Raw genomic sequence first — 21,220 nt, 5'->3', positions numbered from 1 at the left:
CAGCCGGAACGACGATGGCGGCGCCCCTGGGGTGGGGGGCGCCGCCATCGCGCTGTGTCGGCCGGAACCGGGCCCGGGGGCCCTGGGCCGACGGCCTAGAGGAAGTCGGCCAGCTCGCGCAGCAGCGCGGCCTTCGGACGGGCACCGGTGATGGATTTCACCGGCTCGCCGCCCTTGTAGACGATCAGCGTCGGGATCGAGATGACGTTGTACTGGGCGGCCGTCTGCTGGTTCGCATCGACGTCGAGCTTGGCGATGGTCAGCTTGTCGGAGTGCTCAGCCGCGATCTCGTCCAGGATCGGGGCGACCTGGCGGCACGGGCCGCACCAGGTGGCCCAGAAGTCGACCAGGACGGGCTTGTCGCTGTCCAGGACGTCGGCCTTGAACGTCGCATCGGTGACGGTAGTGGTGGCGCCGGCCACGGGAACTCCTCGGGGTGGTGCGGAGGGGGTGCTGCCAGGAGAACAACGGGCGGGCCCGTTCTGTTTCTGCCCGGCGGGGTGGGGGTGTTCCACGTGGAACGCCCCCACCCGGGGTGGGTCGGTGGGGGGCTCAGACCGCCACGGTGGCGGCCGCGGCCTCCAGGTCGGCGAGCGAGGCCAGGTAGCGCTCGGCGTCCAGCGCGGCGGAGCAGCCGGTGCCGGAGGCGGTGATGGCCTGGCGGTAGGTGTGGTCGACGACGTCGCCGGCACCGAAGACGCCCGGGATGTTGGTCCGGGTCGAGGGGGCCTCGACCTTCAGGTAGCCCTCGGCGTCCAGCTCCAGCTGACCCTTGAAGAGGTCGGTGCGCGGGTCGTGGCCGATGGCGATGAACAGACCGGTGACGGCCAGCTCGCGGGTCTCGCCGGTGGTGGTGTCCCGCAGGGTGACGCCGCTCAGCTTCGGGTCGCCGTGGATCGCCTCGACCGCGCTGTCCCACTCGAAGCGGATCTTCTCGTCGGCGAAGGCGCGCTCCTGCATCGCCTTGGAGGCGCGCAGGGTGTCCCGGCGGTGGATGATCGTGACGCTGCGGGCGAAGCGGGAGAGGAAGGTGGCCTCCTCCAGGGCGGTGTCACCGCCGCCGACCACGGCGATGTCCTGGTCGCGGAAGAAGAAGCCGTCGCAGGTGGCGCACCACGAGACGCCGCGACCGGAGAGCTTGTCCTCGTTCGGCAGGTCGAGCTTGCGGTGCTGCGAACCGGTGGTGACGATCACGGCGCGGGCCCGGTGGACGTTGCCCTCGGAGTCCGTCACGGTCTTGATGTCGCCCGTGAGGTCGACGGCCACGATGTCGTCCGGGATCAGCTCGGCGCCGAAGCGCTCGGCCTGGGCGCGCATGTTGTCCATCAGCTCGGGGCCCATGATGCCGTCCCGGAAGCCGGGGAAGTTCTCGACCTCGGTGGTGTTCATCAGCGCGCCACCGGCGGTGACGGCGCCCTCGAAGACGAGGGGCTTGAGGGCGGCACGGGCGGTGTAGAGCGCAGCCGTGTAGCCGGCCGGGCCGGAACCGATGATGATCACGTTACGGACGTCGCTCACTGCATCTCCTGGTTCGCATCGCGACCCGCGCTAGGGCGGGGAGGGCGGTCCTGCTCCGCCGCCCGGGACAACGACTGACCAGTCTCTCGCATTCCCAGGCCGATCGGCACCAGGCGCCCGCAGTGTGGGAGTGCCGGGCCGCACCCGGCGTGGATCGCACGGGAACGGTGCGGGCGCGGCGGGCGGCCGGGGCCGGTCTCCCAGCACGCCCGCGGCCCATGGGTGCGCCTTTTCGGCGGTCCTGCCGCGGCGCGCCGGTCAGGGGGCCGGGATGGTGCGGTGCAGCAGCACCGGGCCGCAGTCCGGCGCGCGGAGGTAGACGTCGACCCGGTCGGCCCTGCCCGGCACCCCGTACACCAGTAGCTCGGCCGGGTCACCGGCGTAGCTGCCGCGCTCGGAGGCCAGCAGCGGTCCGTCGGCGGGGGCCGGGCAGGCCGGGGCGCTACCGCCCTGGCCGAGGCCCGGTCCGCCGTCGGTGGGTGCCGGCGCGGACGAGGCGGAGGGCTTGCGGGTCGCGCCCGGGCCCAGCCCCGGTCCGCCGTCGGCCGGTGGCGCGGCGGACCCGGACGTCTCGGCCCGGCCGTCGGGGGTCGCGCCGGTACGGGCGAGCAGCTGCTGCACCTGGGCCGCGAGCCGGTCGTCCTGGTACGCGGTGCCGCCGGTCGAGAGCTGCGCCTTGGGGCCGGCCGAGGGAGCCGTCGCGGCGGCCCGGGCGGAGGCGGTGTCCGCCGTCTGCCGCTCGGCCGGCCGCAGCAGCAGCGAGCTGCCGAGGCCGACCGCGAGCAGCGCGGCCGCGGCGCCGAGCAGGACCGCGGCCCGTCGGCGGCGTGGGCGGTGGCGGCCCGGACCGGTGGCGGAGTTCGCCGTGGCCGGCCGCCGGGGCGGCCCGAGGGGGGCTGTGGCAGGGCGCGGGGCGGCGGCCTGGTCCACGGACCGGGAGGGGGCCCCGGTGCCCGTGTGGGGGCCGTCGGGAGCCGTGGTGCGGGGCGTACCGGGGTCGGCCGGGTCGGCGTCGGCCGCCGCGGCCGCGAGGGCCGCGTCCAGCCGCGCCGCGATGTCGGCGGGCATCACCGGGGCCGGTGCCCCCGCCAGCAGGGTGGCGAGCTCGGCGAGCGCCTCGGCGGTCTCGCGGCAGTCGGCGCAGCCGGCCAGGTGGGTCCGCAGCGCCTCGGCGGCCGCGGGCTCGACCAGTTCCTCGGCGAGGTCGGCGAGCTCGTCGACGGAGGGGTGCGCTCCGACGGGGTCGGGGGAGGAGAGGGGGGCCGTCATCGCGTGCTCGCGTCTCCTTCCAGAACGGGCCGACCGGTGTCGGGGCCCGTTCCTCTGACGGTCCTGGCCCCGGACGGGTTCCCCGGGGGCGCGGCGCGGCCGCCCGGGGCGGTTCCCGACGGCCCGGCGCCGTCCGGGGAGGCTGCTCCCGAGGGCCCTGTTTCACGTGAAACATCGGCTGCGGGTGGAGCATCGGCGCCGCGGCCCTCGCGCAGGTGCCGCACCAGGGGCAGCAGCCGGGCCCGGCCGCGGGCGCAGCGGCTCTTCACCGTGCCGACCGGCACGCCCAGCAGCTCGGCCGCCTCGGCGACCGGGTAGCCCTGCATGTCGACCAGGACCAGCGCGGCCCGCTGCTCGGGCGCCAGCTCGCCGAGCGCCGCCGCCACCTCCCGGTGCAGCTCGGCGCGGACCACCGGGGAGTCGGCCGGTTCGGCGGAGCCGACCATGGCGTCGAGGCGTTGCGGGTCGTCGTCGAGCGGCTTGGTGCGCCGCGCGGCGGTGCGCCGGGCGCGGTCCAGGCAGGCGTTGACGACGATCCGGTGCAGCCAGGTGGTGACGGCCGAGCGGCCCTGGAAGGTGTGGGCGGCGCGGAAGGCGGAGACCAGCGCGTCCTGGAGGGCGTCGGCGGCCTCCTCGCGGTCGCCCAGGGTGCGCAGGGCGACCGCCCAGAGCCGGTCGCGGTGGCGGTCGACCAGCAGGCCGAAGGCGGCCCGGTCGCCGGCGACGTGCCGGGCGAGCAGCGCCGCGTCGTCGTCCGTCCGGTCGGCCCCGTCCGCCACTGCCACCCCTCGCCCGTTCCGTGTCCTGCCGCCCCGCCCCCGTCGGGCCGGGCGCGGCGTCCTGCCGTGCCCGCCCGGTCGGGCTCCGGTCAGCCGGAGACCTTGACTTCGGAGACGTAGGCCTTGTACTTGCCGTCCGTATCCTTCGGCAGGCTGGTCATCCAGAGCAAGAGGTAGCGGGTGGTGACCGGTTTCTCCAGGGCGTAGTCGAGCGTGGTGCCGCTCTGCTTGCCGACCGCCGTGAAGTCGCCCGGCTGCGCCCTGGCCGGGTCGCCGGCCGCCTGCGGGCCGGGGATCCGCAACTCCGCCGTGGTGCTGCCGACGAACTGCGCGCTGACCGAGCTGACGGCCTGCGGGGAACCGAGGTCGAGCAGCAGGCCGATGCCGTCCCGGAGGGCGGGCTTGGGGCCCAGCTGGTCGTTGTACCAGGAGCTGACCCAGGACGTGCCGGCGTCGCCGTCGAAGGCCTTGGCCGGGGAGTACTTGTTCTCGCCCGAGGGGCTGAACGCCTGGGCGTCCTTGATCTGGATCGGCACCGGCGGGTGCGGGGCGGTGTGCGCGGTCGGCGACGTCCCGGAGGGCGAGGGGTCGGCGGCGGCCACCGACGTCCCGGGGTTGCGCAGGTGGTCCACCAGCTGCCAGGAGGCGACGCCGATCGCGCCGAGGGCCACCGTCCAGGCCGTCACCTTGAGCGCCCGGCGCAGCCGGCGGCGGGTGCGCCGGACCGGGGCCTGACGGGCCGGGGCGGGCGCCGGTCCGGCGCCGGGGGCGGCCACCACCCGGGTCGGGTTGGGCGCGGTGGGCAGCGCGTGGGTGGTGTGCCGGGGCGGCGGGGTGAAGGCGGGCAGCTCCGGCTCGGGCGGGCGGATCCGCGGCATCAGCGCGATCGCCCTGGCCAGCTCCTCCGGGGTGGTGATCGGCTCCGCGTGGTGCGGCGGCTGGTCGAACAGGGCGCGCGCGGCCAGCTCGGACAGGCCCTTGTGGACGCCGGCCCGGACCTGGTCCGGCGGGACGTCGCGGAGGTCCTTCGGCAGGCCCTGGAGGTCGTAGCGGTCCTCCGGGAACGGCCAGCGGTGGGTGAGCGCGGCGAACAGCAGGGCGCCGATGGCACGGGTGTCGGTGCGCTCGGCGTCCTCGTCGGCGCCCTCGGCGGGCAGACCGCGCAGGGCGGCGTCGACGGCGATGCCGTTGATCCGGTACTGGCCGCTGTCGGTGCGCAGCACGCAGCGCGGGGTGAGCCGCAGATGCGCCTGGCCGCGCCGGTGGGCGGCGGCCACCGCGTCGGTGACCTGGCGGACCATCTGGTAGGCCTCGTGCGGCTCCATCGGGCCGGTGACGAGCAGCTTGGCGAGGTCGGAGGCGTGCGGCAGCCACTCCCGCACGACGTAGACCAGCTCGCCCTCCTGGACGGCGTCCAGGACCTGGACGAAGCGCGGGTCGCCGAGCAGCGCGGCCGACTTGGCGGCCGCCAGCACCGCCCGGGCGCGCTGGTGACCGGAGGCCATCAGGTGGACGCCGACGGCCCGGCGCAGCTTCTCGTCGACCGCCCGCCAGCTGCTGAAGGTCTCGGTGTGGGAGATGCACTCCTCCAGCCGGTACCGGTGGCCGACCTTGTCGCCGCTGTGCCTCAGCGGGGCGGGCAGGGTCCGCGGGAGGGTGGCGGTGTCACGGGGGTCGTGGGTCGGCTGCGGGTCCTGCGGGGGGCGCCCGGAGGGCCGGCCGGCGGGCGCCGCGGCCGGCTTGGGCGCGGCCTCGCGGGCGGCGAGCTCGGCCCGGATCTCGTCGGCGGAGAGCGGCGCGGTGATCTCCGAGGTCTCCTCGCCGGCGGGGCGCGCGGGCTTCGCCCGGTCCTCGTCGGCGTCCTCGGCGTCCTCGCCGGACGTGGTGGACGGGGCCGTCTCGGCGAGCTCGTCGATCGCCGCGGCCAGTGCGGCTTCGTCCGCCGCCCCGTCAGCTGCTGACGTGTCGACGACCGCCTTGGTGCCATCAGCCACCGTGGTCCTGCCTCCCCTTGTGTCGCCCCGGCCTGAGAGAGTCGCTGGAGCGCTCGGGCCGAGGCCCTGTGCTCCAGGACAATTGTGCCCACTCTTCTCCACCGAGTACGACCGCTGAAAGGTACCCGCGGTTGCGTGCCGGTGGAGAGATGTGGTGCAGATCCGACACTGGGCCGCCGGCTCGGTCCCGGGCGATCCCGGACACCGACGGCGGCCCAGCACCCGCCCGTGGGGGCGGAGATTCCGGTCCGTCCGGTTGACGCCGGGTCAGGGCGCCGCCCGGACGGACCGGTTGGTACGAAGGGTCAGCGACCCAGTCGGCCGCGCACCATGCCCAGCATGGCGTTCAGCTCCTCGATCCGCAGCTTCTTCGCGATCAGCACGAAGACGGCCAGCTGGACGCCGCCGGCCAGGACGATGGTCAGCACACTGCCGGTCCAGCCGTCGATGACCTGCTGGACCGCCAGGCTGACGCCCAGCCCGACCAGGGTGGCCGGCACACAGGCGGTGATCAGCCGGGTGTAGGTCTTGCCGATCCGCTTGGTGTCCAGGCCGCCGATCTTCTTCTTCAGCTTGGGCACCGCCACCGCCACTCCGACGGCGTACGCGAGACCGTACCCGAACGCCATGCCCGTCACGACCCACTCGGACGGCAGGACGATCCAGCAGACCAGGGAGAACACGGCCTGGCAGGCCGCCACCCAGACGGTGTTGGAGAACGGCGTCCGGGTGTCCTCGTACGCGTAGAAGCCGCGCAGCATCACGTACTGCGCCGAGTACGGGATCAGGCCCAGGGCGAAGGCGGAGAGCATCAGACCGACGTTGGTGGCGTTGTCCAGGGCGACGTCGTTGCCGCCCACCGCGTAGATCGCGCGGCCGATCGCCGGGCCGAGCGAGAGGAACAGGAACGCGGCCGGGACGACCGCCACCGCGGTGCTGCGCAGCCCGTGCGAGAGGTCGTCGCGCACCGCGCCGGCGTCCTCGTCGGCGGCGGCCCGGGAGAGCCGGGGGAGCACCGCGCTCATGATCGAGACGACGATGACGGCCTGCGGCAGCTGCCAGATCAGCAGGGCGTTGGAGAAGGCGACGAGACCCACACCGCCGTGGCCGCCCTTCGCGGCGGAGTCCCCGGCCGAGGTGGCGAGCTGGGTGATGACCAGGTAGCCGGCCTGGTTGGCCAGCACGAAGAAGAAGGTCCACTTGGCCAGCCGGGCGGCCTTGCCCAGGCCGTGGCCGCGCCAGTCGAAGCGCGGCCGGTAGTGGAAGCCGGCCGCCCGCAGGTACGGGACCATCGACAGCGCCTGGACGGCGAGGCCGACCAGGGTGCCGATCCCGAGCAGCCGGACGCCCTCGGGGGAGATCGTCTCCGGGCTGACCTGGGTGGTGCCGGCGCCGCCGTAGACCCAGAGGTAGGCGGAGAAGGTGAAGATCACCACGATGTTGTTCAGGACCGGGGTCCACATCATCGCGCCGAAGCGGCCGCGGGCGTTGAGGATCTGCCCCATCACCACGTGGACGCCCATGAAGAAGATGGTCGGCAGGCAGTACCGGGCCAGGGCCACCGTGGTGTCGGCGCTGGCGGCGTTGCCCATCAGCGGGTGCGCGATCAGCTGCACCAGCAGCGGAGCGCCCAGCACGGCCACGAAGGTCACCCCGGCCAGGCCCACCATCACCAGGGTGAGCAGCCGGTTCGCGTAGGCCGTGCCGCCGTCCGCGTCGTTCTTCATGCTGCGGACCAGCTGCGGCACGAAGACGGCGTTCAGGGCGCCGCCGCCGATCAGGATGTAGAGCAGGGTGGGCAGGGTGTTCGCCGCGTTGTAGGAGTCACCCATCACGCCCAGGCCGATCGCGGCGGCGATCACCATGGTGCGCAGGAAGCCGGTGCCGCGGGAGACGAGCGTGCCGGCCGCCATGATGGCGCTGGAGTTCAGCAGGCTCGACACCTTGCCGCCGCCGGTGGCGGGGGCCGGTGCGGCGGGCGCCTCGGCGGCCAGCTCCTCCAGCGGCTCCACCGCGGGCGGCAGCTGGACCGCCGCCACCTGCATGGTGGCCTCCTCCTCGGAGAGCGGCGGGTCGAACTCGATCGGCGGCACGAACGGGCGCTGCCCCTCCGGACCGTTGCGGTAGCCCTGCGGACCGGGGTGGCCCGGGTTCCCGTGGTACGCGTCGGCCGGGGGGAACGGCGCGGAGGACGGGAACGGCGCCGGTCCGACCGGCGGCTGGGCCGTCATCGGGGGAGCCGGCGGCTGCGGAGCCGGCGGCTGCTGGGCCGGCGGGCGGGCCGCGGCCTCGGCGGACCGGCCGCCGAACAGGTCGTCCACCCCCACGTACTCGGTGCTCTCGGAGTCCCAGGCCGAATGCGCCGGGCCGGGCTGCCACTGCTGCTGGTGCGGCTGCTCCTGGCCGCCCCACTGGCCGCCGCCCGGGGCCGGCTGCTCCCAGTGGGGCGCGCCCTGCTGCCAGGCCGCCACCGGCTGCTCGGCCGCGCCCTGGTGGGGCGCGCCCTGCTGCACCGGGGTGTCCCAGCCGGGCTGCACCGGCGGGACGGGCGGGGCGAACGTCGCCGGGGGGACCGGCGTCGGGTAGCCGCCGTTCTGCGGCGGCAACTGCGGCGGCACGTCGTACGCGGCGACCGGCGGCTGCGGCTCGGCCGGCCGGGCGGCCCGCAGACCGTACGGGTCCTGGCCGTCCTGGGGACCCTGGTACGCGTCGGCCGCGTACGGGTCCTGGGCGTAGGTGTCGGCCACGTACCAGTCGCCGGACGGCGACTCGGCACCCGGCCGGCCCTCACCGCGGCCCGGCGGCCGCTCCTCGCTGCGCCCGGTCATGTCACCTCTTCGATGTCGTGGGGGAGGCCGCCCCGGAGAAAACGGGCGGGTATCGGCGGTGTCAAGGACCAACCTTCTCATCACTGGTGGTCCGATCCCGGCCATCTGCGGTGCTGCCGCGCGGTGTCTGCGCGGCTCCTCCACGCTCCGGCCCCTGCGGGCCGTCCCCGTCCGCCGCCGCGGGCTCCGTCCGGTCCGCCGCCCCCTCGGGCCGGGCCGGCCGGTCGGCCGCCCCGTCGCCGGCCGCCGGGGCGTCGTCGAGCGGCTGGTCGTCCAGCGGCGCGTCGCCGTACGGCTCGTCGCCGTCGTCCTCCGCACGGCGCTTGCGCTGGCGGAAGAACCGCAGGGCCGCCAGCAGGAGCAGCACCAGACCGCCGCCGAAGACGTACAGCACCCCGTTGGTCACCGAGGTGACCTCCACGGTGAAGACCTGCGCCTCGCCGTACTTCTGCGGGTTCGGCCCGGTGGTCCAGAGCTGGGCGGTCACGGACACCGGCCCGTTGTTCTGGGCCTCGGCCGGGAACCGCAGGGTGACGCTCTGCGAAGCGGGCAGCACCAGCTCCTCGGCGGGCCGGATCTTGAGCCGGTTGGCCTGGCCCGGGAGCAGCACCAGCTTGAGGTTGGTGACCGGCTGGGTGAGGTCGTTGCGCACGCTGACCTGGAGCACCCCGGTGTCACCGGCGAAGGTGATGACGTTCTTCTTCGGGACGTACACCGCCTTGGTCAGCTCGCTGAGGTAGCCCGCCACGCCGTCCCGGTAGACGGAGCCCTCCGGCGCCTGTGCCCGCCACTCGGTCGACATCGAGCGGACCATCGCGGCGCTGAACGGGCCGCGCACCCGCTGGGGCAGGGTGAGCACGCGCATCAGGGTGTCCAGATCGCTCTGGATCCTGATGGTGTCGGTCAGCGCCGAGGACGGCAGCTCCGAGGCCCGGGCCTGCGACGGGTAGTCGGTGGCCGCCGGGACGGCGGTGTTGGCCTTCGGATCGGCCGCGGCCTGGGCGAGCGTGTCCAGCTTGACCGGGTCCACCCACCTGCCGGCCTGCGCCGCCAGCACGGCGGTGGCGAGCGCCTTGGCGGTGCCGGCGGTCAGGTCGCGCGGCGGCATCACCAGCAGACCGCGCGGGTTCTGCGGCTCCTGCCGGGAGATCACGAAGGTCTCGGCGAGGAAGCGCTGGACCGCCAGGGTCTGCTCCTGCGGCGTGTTCAGGTCCCGGTCGAACAGCGCGGAGACGGTCTCGTCGGCCACCACCGCGTTCTGTCCGCCGCCGATCGGGCGCACGGCGGTCGGGGTGTACTTCAACGCGTCCGGCTCCGGCAGGCTCGCGCCGTTGACCAGCACCAGGGAACTGCCGGTGCGCTGGGCCATCGCCGCGATCTGCTGGTCCAGGTAGCCCTGGTAGGGCCAGGCCACGTCCGAGCGGGTGTCCACCGCCAGCCGGCCCTCGACGGTCAGCCGGCCCGCCGTGGCGGCCTTGCCGAGCGCGGCGTCCACCCCCGGGAGCTCGGCGGCGTTGTGCGCGATCGAGGCGAGGTCCGGATCGGCGTACGGCAGCGACACCACCTGGCTGCCCGCCTTCGCCACGGCGGCCCGCAGCTTCTCCAGCCAGGCCGTGGCGGCCGCCGAGCCGCTGCCCGCGACGGTGTTGTCCTCCTTCGCCGCCTTCTTCTCCGTGCCGGGCTTCTGCACCCGGTACTGCTTGGTCATCGCGAACGCGGTGTCCAGCAGGTCCGGGTCGACCACCCAGGTCAGGTTCGGCAGCGTGGCGCCGGTCTCCACCAGCTCGTAGAGCCGGCCGCCCGGCGCGAACTCCGCCGCCAGGCTGTCGTCGCGCAGCACCGGGATGCTCTGGTCGTTGTCGGACATCGTCTGCGCGGCCAGCACCGGGGCGTGGACCAGCGGCCAGACGGTGGTGAGCTTGGAGGGCTGCGCCTCGGCCGTGGACGGGGTGTAGGGCAGGAAGGTGCGGGCGATGCCCAGCGGGCGGTCGTGCTGGTTGTCGCCGGTCGAGCCCCAGACGTCCACGGCGAGCTCGTAGACGCCCTCACCGCCGGACAGCTGGAGGTCGGCCACCGCGACGCTCAGCGTGAACGGCTGGCTCTGGCCCGGGCCCAGCTCGTTCAGCGCGTACTGGGGGCTGTCCAGGTCGACGCCGTCCGCGCCGACCGGGTTGGTCCGCCCGGCGGTCACGGTCAGATCGCTGCGGGTGGTCAGCGGCCGGCCCTGCCAGGGCTTGCGCACCGCGGCGTGGGCCGACTTCAGCACCGACTGACCGGCGTTGGTGACCTGCCCGGTGATCGTCACGGTGCCGTTCTGGACGGCCACCGGCTTGTTCACGCCGTCGATGGTCATCACCACCGGGTACTCGGCGGAGACCGCCGTCCCGGCCGCCGGACGGCCGCCCCCGGCGGGCGACGCCCCGGTCGCTCCGGCCGGCACGGCCGGGAGCAGCGCCAGCGCGGCGCCGAGGACGGCCGCCAGCCGCCGGACGGCACGCGCCGGGCGGCGCCCCGGGCCCCGCCCGTCGGCGCCGCCTCCGGTGCGTTCGCAGGCCCGCCCAGGGTGTCCGTCCGCCTCCAGGCCCGAGTGCCGTGCCGGCTCGCCCACGCGCTTCGCCCTCGCCGTTCTCGATTGCTCGCTGCTTGATGCTGTACTGCTGCGGATGTCCCGCCGGCCGGAGAGGACCGGCCGTGGATCAGTGGATCAGTGGATCGGTGGATCGGTGGATCGGTGGTGAGGAACGCGTCCGCCCGACGGTCCGGTCGGCCGTGCCGGCGCGCGGCACCGCGGCTCCTCGCCGGTGCCCGAGACTCGCTCCACCCGGCATGGTAACGATGCAGCGGGTGGTGCAGTGTTGCGGGCCTTGGGGTGAGCACCGGAAAACGCGCGGGCAGCGGGGCCGCCGGGCCACGTACCCTTGTGAGCCGTGTCCACTGCCAATGAGCCCACCGCCCACGAGTCCGGCGCCCATCATTCCAGCATCGCCACCCAGGCCGTCCCAGGGCTGAGCGAGGCGCAGACCCGGGGGCTGCAGGAACTGCTCCGGGTGTCCCCGGTCGCCGACGAGATCGCCCGCCGCTTCCAGGCCGCCGGGCACCGGCTCGCGCTGGTCGGCGGCTCGGTCCGGGACGCGCTGCTCGGCCGCCTCGGCAACGACCTGGACTTCACCACCGACGCCCGTCCGCACGAGGTCCTGAAGCTGGTGAAGGGCTGGGCGGACGCCGTCTGGGACGTCGGCATCGCCTTCGGCACCGTCGGCGCCCGCAAGGACACCCCGCAGGGCTCCTTCCTGATCGAGATCACCACGTACCGCTCCGAGGCGTACGACCGCACCTCGCGCAAGCCCGAGGTCACCTACGGCGACACCATCGAGCAGGACCTCGTCCGCCGTGACTTCACCGTCAACGCGATGGCCGTCGACCTGCCCGGCCGCGGCTTCGTCGACCCGCACCGCGGTCTGGACGACCTGGAGGCCCGGGTGCTGCGCACCCCCGCCACCCCGGAGGAGTCCTTCTCCGACGACCCGCTGCGGATGATGCGGGCCGCCCGCTTCGCCGCCCAGCTGGACTTCGAGCCGGCCCCCGAGGTGGTCGCCGCGATGACCGCGATGGCCGAGCGGATCACCATCGTCTCCGCCGAGCGGGTCCAGGCCGAGCTCAACAAGCTGCTGGTCGCCGCCCACCCGGTGAAGGGCCTGCGGCTGCTCGTCGACACCGGTCTGGCCGACCACGTGCTGCCCGAGCTGCCGGCGCTGAAGCTGGAGCGGGACGAGCACCACCGGCACAAGGACGTCTACGAGCACTCGCTGACCGTCCTGGAGCAGGCCATCGACCTGGAGCAGGACGGCCCCGACCTCACGCTGCGCCTCGCCGCGCTGCTGCACGACATCGGCAAGCCGCGGACCCGGCGCTTCGAGTCCGACGGCCGGGTCTCCTTCCACCACCACGAGGTGGTCGGCGCCAAGATGACCCGCAAGCGGATGCGTGAGCTCAAGTACTCCAAGGAGCTCACCGAGGACGTCTCGCGCCTGGTCGAGCTGCACCTGCGCTTCCACGGCTACGGCGGCGGCGAGTGGACCGACTCGGCGGTGCGCCGCTACGTCACCGACGCCGGGCCGCTGCTGGAGCGCCTGCACAAGCTGACCCGCTCCGACTGCACCACCCGCAACCGGAAGAAGGCGGCGGCGCTCTCCCGGACGTACGACGGGCTGGAGGAGCGGATCACCGAGCTGAAGGCCCAGGAGGAGCTGGACGCCGTCCGCCCCGCGCTGGACGGCAACCAGATCATGGAGCTGCTCGACCTCAAGCCGGGTCCGCAGGTCGGCAAGGCGTACAAGCACATGCTCGAACTGCGTCTGGAGCACGGCCCGCTGGAGCACGAGGAGGCGGTCGCCGCCCTCCGCGCCTGGTGGGCGGCCCAGCAGGGCTGAGCAGGGCGCGGCACGCCGGAGGGGTGGCCCGGGGACTCCCCGGACCACCCCTCCCGCGTCGTGGCGGTGGGCCGTCAGCCGTTGATCCCCTGGAGGCAGAGGACGTAGCTCAGCGCCGCGGTGGACGCCTCGCGGGTGTAGCTGCTGTCCGAGTTCGGCACGTTGTCGCACGCCTTGTCGTCGCTGGAGGCGAGGATCTTGCGCAGCACCTTGTACTGGGCCCGCGAGTCGGAGCAGGCGAGCATCGTGATCCGCGGGTTGGGGTCGTGGGTGGCGCCCGTCCCGTTCTCGTTGCGCAGGCAGTCGCCGGCCTTGGCCCGGTCGATGTCGCTGGGCACCGAGGAGGCCCCGGCCGGGGAGGACGGCTTCGCCGCACCCGGCGTGGTGATCTCCGGGATCGGCGGCAGCGAGAAGGACGGCATCGGGGGCATGGACACCGTGGCCGGCGGCGGCAGCACGATCGGGTGGTACGGCGTGGCGCTGCGGTGGTTCGCCCCGAGCAGCGCGCCGGTGGTGATCAGGATGACGAACGACGTGATCGAGAGGATCGGCAGCAGTAGCATCAGCATGTGCGGCCGCTTGGTCAGCGGGACGCCCGGGTCGAGCTGCGGGCCGTGGGTGCCGGGGGCGGGCGGCGGCAGGTCCTTGATCTTGTTGTGCGCGGCCAGGTTCCGCAGCAGGGTGATCGGCGTGATGATCGAGGACAGGTAGCCCCACCAGCCCTGGACCAGGGTGCGGGCGGACATGTCGCGGACCACCGCGGTGCCGCAGGTGCGGCAGAACGGCCCCGGCTGCTTCAGGAACCGCATGACGATGATGATGCCCTGGTGCCCGCGGACGGTGGTCTCCACGGCGGGGAAGCCGCCGCAGAACCGGCAGACCGGTCCGCCCTGGGGCGCCTGCTGGGCGTACCCGGCCTGCTGCTGCGGGTAGCCGTAACCGGGCGGTGCGGGCTGTGCGGGCACGCCGTACCCGGGTGCGGCCGGCGGCGGCGCGGCGGGGTAGCCGTAGCCGGGCGGGGCCGGGGGCGGCGGCTGGGCGCCGTACGGATTGCCGGCCGCGTAGGGGTTGGCGTCGGCCGGCGGCGGGGCGCCGTACGGCATCTGGGGAGGTGGAACGGACAAAGGGGGTCCCCCGTGGAAGGTGAGCGGTGAGGAGAAGGGGTCAGGACTTCTTGACCGGCGGCACACCGGTGGTCAGCGGACCGAGGCAGAGCACGTAGCGCTTCTTGTTCCAGCGCCGCCCGCTCTTGCCCGAGACGGTGCTGGTCGTTCCGACGGTCTGCCTGCAGCGGCTGGTGTCGGTGCTGTCGAACGTGGCCAGCACCTTGTAATTGGCTTTGCTGTCGGTGCACTTGACGATGTCGACGCTGCGCGAGCCACTGGCCTTGACGCAGTCGCCGGCCTTGGCGCTGCTGACGCTCGGGCCGCTGACGAAGTAGCCGACGACCAGTGCGGCGCCGCCGACCACGGCGACGCCGGCCTTCAGCTTGGCCTTGGTCCCGGTCTTGCGCGCCGGCTCGGCGGGCGGTTGCCCGTACGGGGGCTGCTGCCCGTACGGCGGCTGCTGGCCGTATGGGGCCTGGCCGCCGGGCGGCGGACCGTACGGGGGTTGCCCGTACCCGGGGGCGGCCGGGGCGGGCGGGGCGGGAGGCGGCGCGGCCGGGTAGCCGTAGGCCGGCGGCTGTCCGTAGCCGGCGGGCGCCGGCTGGGGCGGCCCGTACTGCGGAGGCGGAGCACCGTACGGCGGTCCGCCCTGGGGCGGAACGCCCGGCCCGGAGGCCTGCGGATAGCCGTACTGGGGCGGCGGTCCGTATGGACCTGGCGGTGTGCTCATCAGGTTCTCCCCCGAGACAGAGTGCTGTCGCTCCGACAGATCTGACGTACCTTAGCGACTCGCCCGGACGGGGCAGGTTCCGAGGGTGCGCGGTCTCAGGACACCCGGTCGCCGGGGAGCGGTCCGGTCCGCCGGGCCGCCCGCAGGTAGAACACGGCGGCGAGCGCGTAGACCAGGGAGACTCCCACGACCACCCCGACCGAGCGGCCGGAGAGCGGCAGCACCAGCGCGGTCACCGCGGCGGCGGCCACGAAGGCGACGTTGAACAGCACGTCGTAGATGGCGAAGACGCGGCCGCGGTAGTCGTCCTCGACCGACTCCTGGACGACGGTGTCGGCGCAGATCTTGGTGCCCTGGGTGACCACGCCGAGCAGCAGCGCCGCGATCAGGCACGGCACCAGGGAGAAGCCCAGGCCGAGCGCGGGCACGAAGACCACCGGAGCGGCCAGGCAGAGCGTCATCCAGCCGCCCAGCCCGAGCCGGCGGGTGCACCACGGGCTGATCACCGCGGCGAGGAAGAAGCCGGCGGCGGAGAGGCCGACCGCCTGGCCCAGGGTGACCAGCCCGGCGGCGCTGTCACTCGGGTCGTTGAAGGTGTAGCGCGCGAGCATCACCAGGACGACGATCAGCACGCCGTAGCAGAACCGGGCCGCGGTGACGGCGGCGAGCGCGTGCACCGCGGGCCGGCAGTCCCGGACCAGATGGGTGACGGCCGCGCCCAGGTCGCGGGCGGCCAGCACCAGCGCCCGGCCCAGCGGCGGGCGGTCGGTGCGGTGCTCGGGCCCCAGCAGGTCCCGGTCCATCCGGCGGGCCGCCAGCGCGGCCGACAGGTAGAGCAGCGCGGCGACGGTGACCAGCGCCGCGTCGGCCCTGGGCCCGGGGGTCAGCACCTGGTGCAGCAGGAAGCCCAGGCCTCCGCCGGAGGCCGCGGCGACCGTGCCCAGGGTGGGGGAGAGCGCGTTGGCGGTCACCAGCTGGTCCTGCGGGACGACCCGGGGCAGCGCCGCGGACAGGCCCGCCAGGATGAACCGGTTGAGCGCGGTGACCAGCAGCGCGGAGGCGAAGAACAGCGCGGTCGGGGCCTCGGCCAGGAGCAGGCCGCCGGTGACCAGGCCGAGCCCGAACCGGGCCAGGTTGCCGTAGAACAGCACCTGACGGCGGCGCCAGCGGTCCAGCAGCACACCGGCGAACGGGCCGATCACGGAGAACGGCAGCAGCATCACGGCCAGCACCGAGGCGATGTCGGCGGGGGAGGACTGCTTCTCCGGGGAGAACACCACGTAGGCGGCGAGTGAGACCTGGAAGACGCCGTCGGAGAGCTGGGAGAGCACCCGGGCGGTCAGCAGTCGGCGGAAATCTCGCCCGCGGAGCAGGCCGAGGAGCGTGGCGCGGTGCGCGGTCTGGTCGGTGCTGCCGTTGTCCGTGATCGCCACCCGCCCAGACTGCCATGGAACCGGTCCGTGTTTCACGTGAAACATTCGCCGGAAAACGGTGAACGGGCCCACGGCGGACCGTGGACCCGTTCAGCGCGTGTCCTGTGCTCAGCGCCCGGAACCCGGGCGCCCGACGATCGGGATCGTCATCGAGCTCAGCGCTCGACCTCGCCCTTGATGAACTTCTCGACGTTCTCGCGCGCCTCGTCGTCGAAGTACTGGACCGGCGGGGACTTCATGAAGTACGAGGACGCGGAGAGGATCGGGCCGCCGATGCCGCGGTCCTTGGCGATCTTCGCGGCGCGCACGGCGTCGATGATGACACCCGCGGAGTTCGGGGAGTCCCAGACCTCGAGCTTGTACTCGAGGTTCAGCGGGACGTCGCCGAACGCGCGACCCTCAAGGCGGACGTAGGCCCACTTGCGGTCGTCGAGCCACGCCACGTAGTCGGACGGGCCGATGTGGACGTTGTTGGCGCCCAGCTCACGGTCCCGGATCTGCGAGGTGACGGCCTGCGTCTTCGAGATCTTCTTGGACTCCAGGCGCTCACGCTCGAGCATGTTCTTGAAGTCCATGTTGCCGCCGACGTTCAGCTGCATGGTGCGCTCGAGCACGACACCGCGGTCCTCGAACAGCTTGGCCATCACGCGGTGCGTGATGGTGGCGCCGACCTGGGACTTGATGTCGTCACCGACGATCGGCACGCCGGCCTCGGTGAACTTGTCCGCCCACTCCTTGGTGCCCGCGATGAACACCGGGAGGGCGTTCACGAAGGCGACCTTGGCGTCGATGGCGCACTGGGCGTAGAACTTCGCCGCGTGCTCCGAACCGACGGGCAGGTAGCAGACGAGAACGTCGACCTGCTGGTCCTTGAGGACCTGGACGACGTCGACCGGGGCCTCGTCGGACTCCTCGATGGTCTCCCGGTAGTACTTACCGAGGCCGTCGAGGGTGTGGCCGCGCTGGACGGTGACACCGGTCGGCGGCACGTCGCAGATCTTGATGGTGTTGTTCTCGCTGCTGCCGATGGCGTCGGCCAGGTCGAAGCCGACCTTCTTGGCGTCGACGTCGAAGGCGGCGACGAACTCCACGTCACGGACGTGGTACTCACCGAACTGGACGTGCATCAGGCCGGGGACCTTGCCGGCCGGGTCGGCGTCCTTGTAGTACTCGACACCCTGCACCAGCGACGCGGCGCAGTTGCCCACGCCCACGATGGCTACGCGAACCGAACCCATTCCGGTTGCTCCCTGTGATCTCATGAGGGCCGCCGGTGCTCGGCGGCGCTCGTCCTGCGTTTTCGATGAATGCCTGACGGGCGCGAGGCGCCCACTCCTACCGCGCGGCACAGGGCGGACGCGGTGTCAGCGCTCCTGGTCGGAGCGCCCCGGGCGGTCGTACGGTGGCCCGGGCGGATCCGGGGATCCGGCCTCCTGGCCACGGCCGTCCGAAGTCTTGTCGGATCCTGCGGTACTCGGCCCGCCGGTGAGCGGTCCGGTCCGGCCGCTGCGGTTGGCCCGCTCGGTCTCGATCAGCTCGTTGAGCCACCGGACCTCGCGCTCCACCGACTCCAGGCCGTGCCGCTGCAGCTCGACGGTGTAGTCGTCGAACCGCTCGCGGGCCCGGGCGAGCGAGTTGCGCATCCGTTCGAGACGCTCCTCCAGCCGGCTGCGGCGACCCTCCAGGACGCGCATCCGCACGGCCCGGTCGGTCTGGCCGAAGAACGCGAAGTGGACGCCGAAGTGCTCGTCCTCCCACGCGTCGGGGCCGGAGTCGGCCAGCAGCTCCTCGAAGCGCTCCTTGCCCTCGGGGGAGAGCCGGTAGACGATCTTGGACCGCTTGCCGTTGAGCGCGGTGGCCGGGACGTACTCGTCGTCCGGGTTGTCCTCCACGAGGAAGCCCTGGGCCACCAGGCTCTTCAGACACGGATAGAGCGTTCCGTAGGAGAACGCGCGCAACGTTCCGAGCAGGACGTTGAGCCGCTTGCGCAGCTCGTACCCGTGCATCGGGGCGTCGTGGAGCAGGCCGAGAACGGCGAACTCCAGCACTCCTGAGCGCCTGCCCAATGCCGTCGTCCTCCTTCCTCCAGGCCGGATCCTGGCCCGCCGTCTCCGGCGGTATGCCGTGCCGATGTATCGGCTCGATATATCGAGAACAGTAAACCTGGGTCCCCGGTCGAGCAAGGGGGGCACGCGTGAATGTGATCACAAGGCGACGCGCAGGTGTGCTTGGCAACGGGCATGTAATGATCTGCCGTCGTTTTGCGGGCATTGGTACCTGATGCCCGATTAGGTGCGGTTCTCGGCTGCGTACGCTGTCGCGTGTGCACGAGGACCACCTCCGGGGTTAGGGCGGTTGCGGGCATCGGACGTGAACCCTGCCTTCAGGCTCGACCGCCTGGCGAGGAGTAGCTGGAACATGAGCGAACGACGGCGGAGGTCTGCCGACGGTGGCGGGCAGCCCCCGGGTGACAACGGCCGCCCGGGCGGCGCGGGACAGGACGGGCCCGGCCCGGACGGTCCCGGCCGCCGGCGCCCGGCGGGTGTCCGGGAGACCGCGCAGCAGCCCCGGATGACCCGGGCCGAGATGCGCAAGGCGGCCCAGAAGGGCGGCAAGCGCACCGGCGGCGCGGCGGCGGCCGGTGCGGATGACCGCGGTGGCAAGCCCGGCAAGCCCGGCAAGAAGCGGTTCATCGACTACCCGCGCTTCGGCAAGCAGGGTGTCCGCCGCTGGCTGCCGTCGTGGAAGCAGTGGCTCACCGGCTTCCTGGTCTTCTTCGCGACCTGCGTGGGCGGGGTCTGGTACGCCTACGCGTCCACCACCGTCCCGCAGATCCACGACCTGGTGAACGACCAGAACAACATCTACTACTGGGCCGACGGCTCGGAGATGGCCCGCAAGGGCGAGACCAACCGGCAGATCGTCGAGCTCGCCGACATCAGCCCCAACGTGCAGAACGCCGTCATCGCCGCGGAGAACGCCACCTTCCGCACCGACAGCGGCATCGACCCCGTGGGCATGATGCGCGCCGTGTACAACATGGCGACCGGCGGCGAGACCCAGGGCGCCTCGACGATCACCCAGCAGTACGTCAAGAACGCCTACCTGAGCCAGGACCAGACGCTCAGCCGCAAGGTGCGCGAGTTCTTCATCACCCTGAAGGTCAATCAGGAGACCGAGAAGAACGACATCCTGCGGGACTACCTGAACGTCAGCTGGTTCGGCCGCGGGGCCACCGGCATCCAGGCGGCCTCCCAGGCGTACTACGGCATCGACGCCAAGGACCTCGACATCTGCCAGAGCGCCATGCTGGCCGGTCTGCTCAAGGGCGCCGCACTGTACGACCCCACTATTCCGGCGAACAAGGACCGCGCCGTGGAGCGCTGGACCTGGATCCTGAACCGGATGGTCACCACCAAGAACGCCACGGCGGAGGAGCGGGCCAAGTGCACCGCGTTCCCCGAGCCGATCCCGCGCAAGCCGCCGACCAACATGAACGGCGAGATCAGCTACCTGGTCGACACCGCGAACAAGTTCATGATGTCCAAGGACCCGACGATCACCCAGCAGTCGATCGACAAGGGCGGCTACAAGATCTACACGACCTTCGAGAAGGACAAGGTCGACGCCCTCAAGAAGGCCGTGGACGACGTCAAGGGCGAGACGCTCAACGTCCAGAAGCGGCCCGAGAAGGACAACTTCGTCCAGTTCGGCGCGGCCAGCGTCCGCCCCGGCGACGGTGCGATCGTCGCCATATACGGCGGCGACGGCGTGGAGAACCAGCACTTCGACAACAACGCGGACGCCAAGGGCGTCCAGGTCGGCTCGACCTTCAAGCCCTTCGTGCTGGCCGCCGCGATGCAGGTCGGGGTGCAGACCGCGAAGGACGACAAGGGCCAGCCGAAGCGGATCAACGCCGACAGCCGCTACCTCTCGGACGACCTGTCCGAGATCCGCAAGCCGGACGGCTCGCTGGTGATCGGTGACGACGGCAAGCCGTACCGGCAGAAGAACGAGGACGCCGGCAAGCGCGGCTACGTCTCGCTGCGGGCGGCCATGCAGAACTCCTTCAACGTCCCGTTCGTCCAGCTCAACCAGGACGTCGGCGGCCAGAACGTGGCCAACATCGCCGAGGCGATGGGCGTGCGCAAGGAGAGCTTCGCCGACCCCAAGACCCCGACCTTCGCGCTCGGCACCTCCACCGTGAGCCCGATCCGGATGGCCGACGCGTACGCGACCCTGGCGGCCAGCGGCAAGCAGGCCGACCCGTACTCGGTGACCAAGGTCGAGGTGAAGGGCACGGCGCGGCCGGGCTTCAGCAAGCCCGAGCTCAAGCAGGCGCTGGAGCCGGCCGTCGCGGACAACGTCACCGACGTGCTGGTGAACGTGGCGAAGAACGGTACCGGCTCCAAGAGCAACGCGCTGGGCCGCCCGGTGGCCGGCAAGACCGGTACCACCGACGAGAACAAGTCGGCCTGGTGGGTCGGCTACACCCCGCAGCTGGCCACCAGCGTCGCGATGTGGCGCGAGGACCCGACCAAGCACGAGCGCCTGTCGCTCAACGGCACCGGCGGCAAGGACTCGGTGCACGGTGGTGACACCCCGACCGACATCTTCACCCGGTACATGAAGGCCGCCCTGGCCAACGAGAAGAAGATGGACTTCCCGACGCCGCAGCCGGTCGGCACCCAGGTGGACTCCTCCGGGGCCCCGAGCACGGCCTCGCCCTCGTCCTCGCCGACGATGACCGAGACCACGGCGCCCACCGCGCCGGACCCGGGCGCGCAGCAGCCGACGCAGCCCACCAACACCCAGCCGGCCTGTGTGCCCGGCGTGGACTGCCCGGGCACGGTGCCGACCCAGGCGCCGACCAAGACCCAGCCGCCGACCGGCGGTGGCGGCAACGGCGGTGGCGGATCCTCGCCCACCTGCCTCATCCCGGGGCTCTGCACCACCCCGCAGCCGACGTCGTCGACCGCGTCGACCGGGCCCGCGCCCAGCAGCACCAAGCCGACCAAGCCGACCATGTCGCCCAGTCCGACGGGTGGTGCCCCGCAGGGCGCGGCGGCGCCCTGACGCCCGGCGCCGAGCGGCGCGAGACGTGCGAACGGCGGTGGCGGACCTCCTCGGAGG

The 21,220-nt window shown here is 72.9% G+C and carries 14 protein-coding genes; 2 read left to right on the top strand and 12 right to left on the bottom strand.

The window, feature by feature from the left end; all coding sequences use genetic code 11:
• Nucleotides 1-95: 95 nt before the first annotated feature.
• The 7 genes from trxA to ACFWA9_RS16115 all read right to left on the bottom strand — a co-directional run bounded on the left by trxA (nt 96) and on the right by ACFWA9_RS16115 (nt 10,996).
• On the bottom strand, nt 96-422 hold the full coding sequence (gene trxA / locus ACFWA9_RS16145; protein WP_329488790.1) for a thioredoxin: 327 nt from the start codon (nt 420-422) through the stop codon (nt 96-98).
• Between the two features lie 130 nt (nt 423-552).
• Nucleotides 553-1,518 carry a thioredoxin-disulfide reductase gene (gene trxB / locus ACFWA9_RS16140; RefSeq protein WP_352288563.1) on the bottom strand — a complete coding sequence of 322 codons (966 nt, stop codon included), beginning with the start codon at nt 1,516-1,518 and terminating at the stop codon, nt 553-555.
• 258 nt (nt 1,519-1,776) lie between these two features.
• Entirely contained in the window at nt 1,777-2,787 is a 1,011-nt protein-coding gene (locus tag ACFWA9_RS16135) for a hypothetical protein (protein WP_380387610.1), read from the bottom strand.
• Nucleotides 2,784-3,566, bottom strand: a complete 783-nt coding sequence (gene sigM, locus ACFWA9_RS16130) for an RNA polymerase sigma factor SigM (protein ID WP_352288633.1) — start codon at nt 3,564-3,566, stop codon at nt 2,784-2,786. Before sigM ends, ACFWA9_RS16135 begins: the two co-directional genes overlap by 4 nt.
• An 89-nt stretch (nt 3,567-3,655) precedes the next feature.
• Nucleotides 3,656-5,560: a protein kinase family protein gene (locus ACFWA9_RS16125; RefSeq protein ID WP_380387607.1), complete on the bottom strand. Its 1,905-nt coding sequence runs from the start codon at nt 5,558-5,560 to the stop codon at nt 3,656-3,658.
• A 305-nt stretch (nt 5,561-5,865) separates the two neighbouring features.
• Nucleotides 5,866-8,388, bottom strand: a complete 2,523-nt coding sequence (murJ, locus tag ACFWA9_RS16120) for a murein biosynthesis integral membrane protein MurJ (RefSeq protein ID WP_380387604.1) — start codon at nt 8,386-8,388, stop codon at nt 5,866-5,868.
• 61 nt (nt 8,389-8,449) lie between these two features.
• On the bottom strand, nt 8,450-10,996 hold the full coding sequence (locus ACFWA9_RS16115) for a DUF6049 family protein (RefSeq protein ID WP_380387601.1): 2,547 nt from the start codon (nt 10,994-10,996) through the stop codon (nt 8,450-8,452).
• Between the two features lie 373 nt (nt 10,997-11,369).
• On the opposite strand from ACFWA9_RS16115, the gene ACFWA9_RS16110 reads away from it, so the two are divergent.
• Entirely contained in the window at nt 11,370-12,818 is a 1,449-nt protein-coding gene (locus ACFWA9_RS16110; protein WP_380387651.1) for a CCA tRNA nucleotidyltransferase, read from the top strand.
• 74 nt (nt 12,819-12,892) lie between these two features.
• On the opposite strand, the gene ACFWA9_RS16105 is transcribed toward ACFWA9_RS16110, so the two are convergent.
• The 5 genes from ACFWA9_RS16105 to ACFWA9_RS16085 form a co-directional block, all read right to left on the bottom strand.
• Entirely contained in the window at nt 12,893-13,921 is a 1,029-nt protein-coding gene (locus ACFWA9_RS16105; protein ID WP_352288549.1) for a hypothetical protein, read from the bottom strand.
• A 61-nt stretch (nt 13,922-13,982) separates the two neighbouring features.
• Nucleotides 13,983-14,654 (bottom strand): hypothetical protein, encoded by a 672-nt coding sequence (locus tag ACFWA9_RS16100; protein ID WP_380387598.1) that lies wholly within the window; start codon nt 14,652-14,654, stop codon nt 13,983-13,985.
• Nucleotides 14,655-14,749: 95 nt separating this feature from the next.
• A complete protein-coding gene (locus ACFWA9_RS16095; protein WP_380387595.1) occupies nt 14,750-16,087 on the bottom strand; it encodes an MFS transporter in 1,338 nt (445 codons plus the stop codon).
• Nucleotides 16,088-16,242: 155 nt separating this feature from the next.
• Complete coding sequence (locus tag ACFWA9_RS16090) at nt 16,243-17,325, bottom strand: inositol-3-phosphate synthase (protein ID WP_329488781.1); 1,083 nt, start codon at nt 17,323-17,325, stop codon at nt 16,243-16,245.
• Nucleotides 17,326-17,451: 126 nt separating this feature from the next.
• Nucleotides 17,452-18,153 (bottom strand): helix-turn-helix transcriptional regulator, encoded by a 702-nt coding sequence (locus ACFWA9_RS16085; RefSeq protein WP_329488780.1) that lies wholly within the window; start codon nt 18,151-18,153, stop codon nt 17,452-17,454.
• 352 nt (nt 18,154-18,505) lie between these two features.
• On the opposite strand from ACFWA9_RS16085, the gene ACFWA9_RS16080 reads away from it, so the two are divergent.
• A complete protein-coding gene (locus ACFWA9_RS16080) occupies nt 18,506-21,163 on the top strand; it encodes a transglycosylase domain-containing protein (protein ID WP_380387592.1) in 2,658 nt (885 codons plus the stop codon).
• Nucleotides 21,164-21,220 lie beyond the last annotated feature (57 nt).

Source organism: Kitasatospora sp. NPDC059973, assembly GCF_042737525.1.
Taxonomy (GTDB): Bacteria; Actinomycetota; Actinomycetes; order Streptomycetales; family Streptomycetaceae; genus Kitasatospora.
The sequence above is the reverse complement of the archived record's forward strand: the minus strand, read 5'-3'. Positions and strand labels throughout refer to the sequence as shown.

Bases quoted from the DNA above. Each gene is read 5' to 3' on its own strand.
- ACFWA9_RS16135 (WP_380387610.1), bottom strand. From the start codon at position 2,787: ATGACGGCCCCCCTCTCCTCCCCCGACCCCGTCGGAGCGCACCCCTCC.
- murJ (WP_380387604.1), bottom strand. From the start codon at position 8,388: ATGACCGGGCGCAGCGAGGAGCGGCCGCCGGGCCGCGGTGAGGGCCGG.
- ACFWA9_RS16105 (WP_352288549.1), bottom strand. From the start codon at position 13,921: ATGCCGTACGGCGCCCCGCCGCCGGCCGACGCCAACCCCTACGCGGCC.
- ACFWA9_RS16100 (WP_380387598.1), bottom strand. From the start codon at position 14,654: ATGAGCACACCGCCAGGTCCATACGGACCGCCGCCCCAGTACGGCTAT.
- ACFWA9_RS16090 (WP_329488781.1), bottom strand. From the start codon at position 17,325: ATGGGTTCGGTTCGCGTAGCCATCGTGGGCGTGGGCAACTGCGCCGCG.
- ACFWA9_RS16080 (WP_380387592.1), top strand. From the start codon at position 18,506: ATGAGCGAACGACGGCGGAGGTCTGCCGACGGTGGCGGGCAGCCCCCG.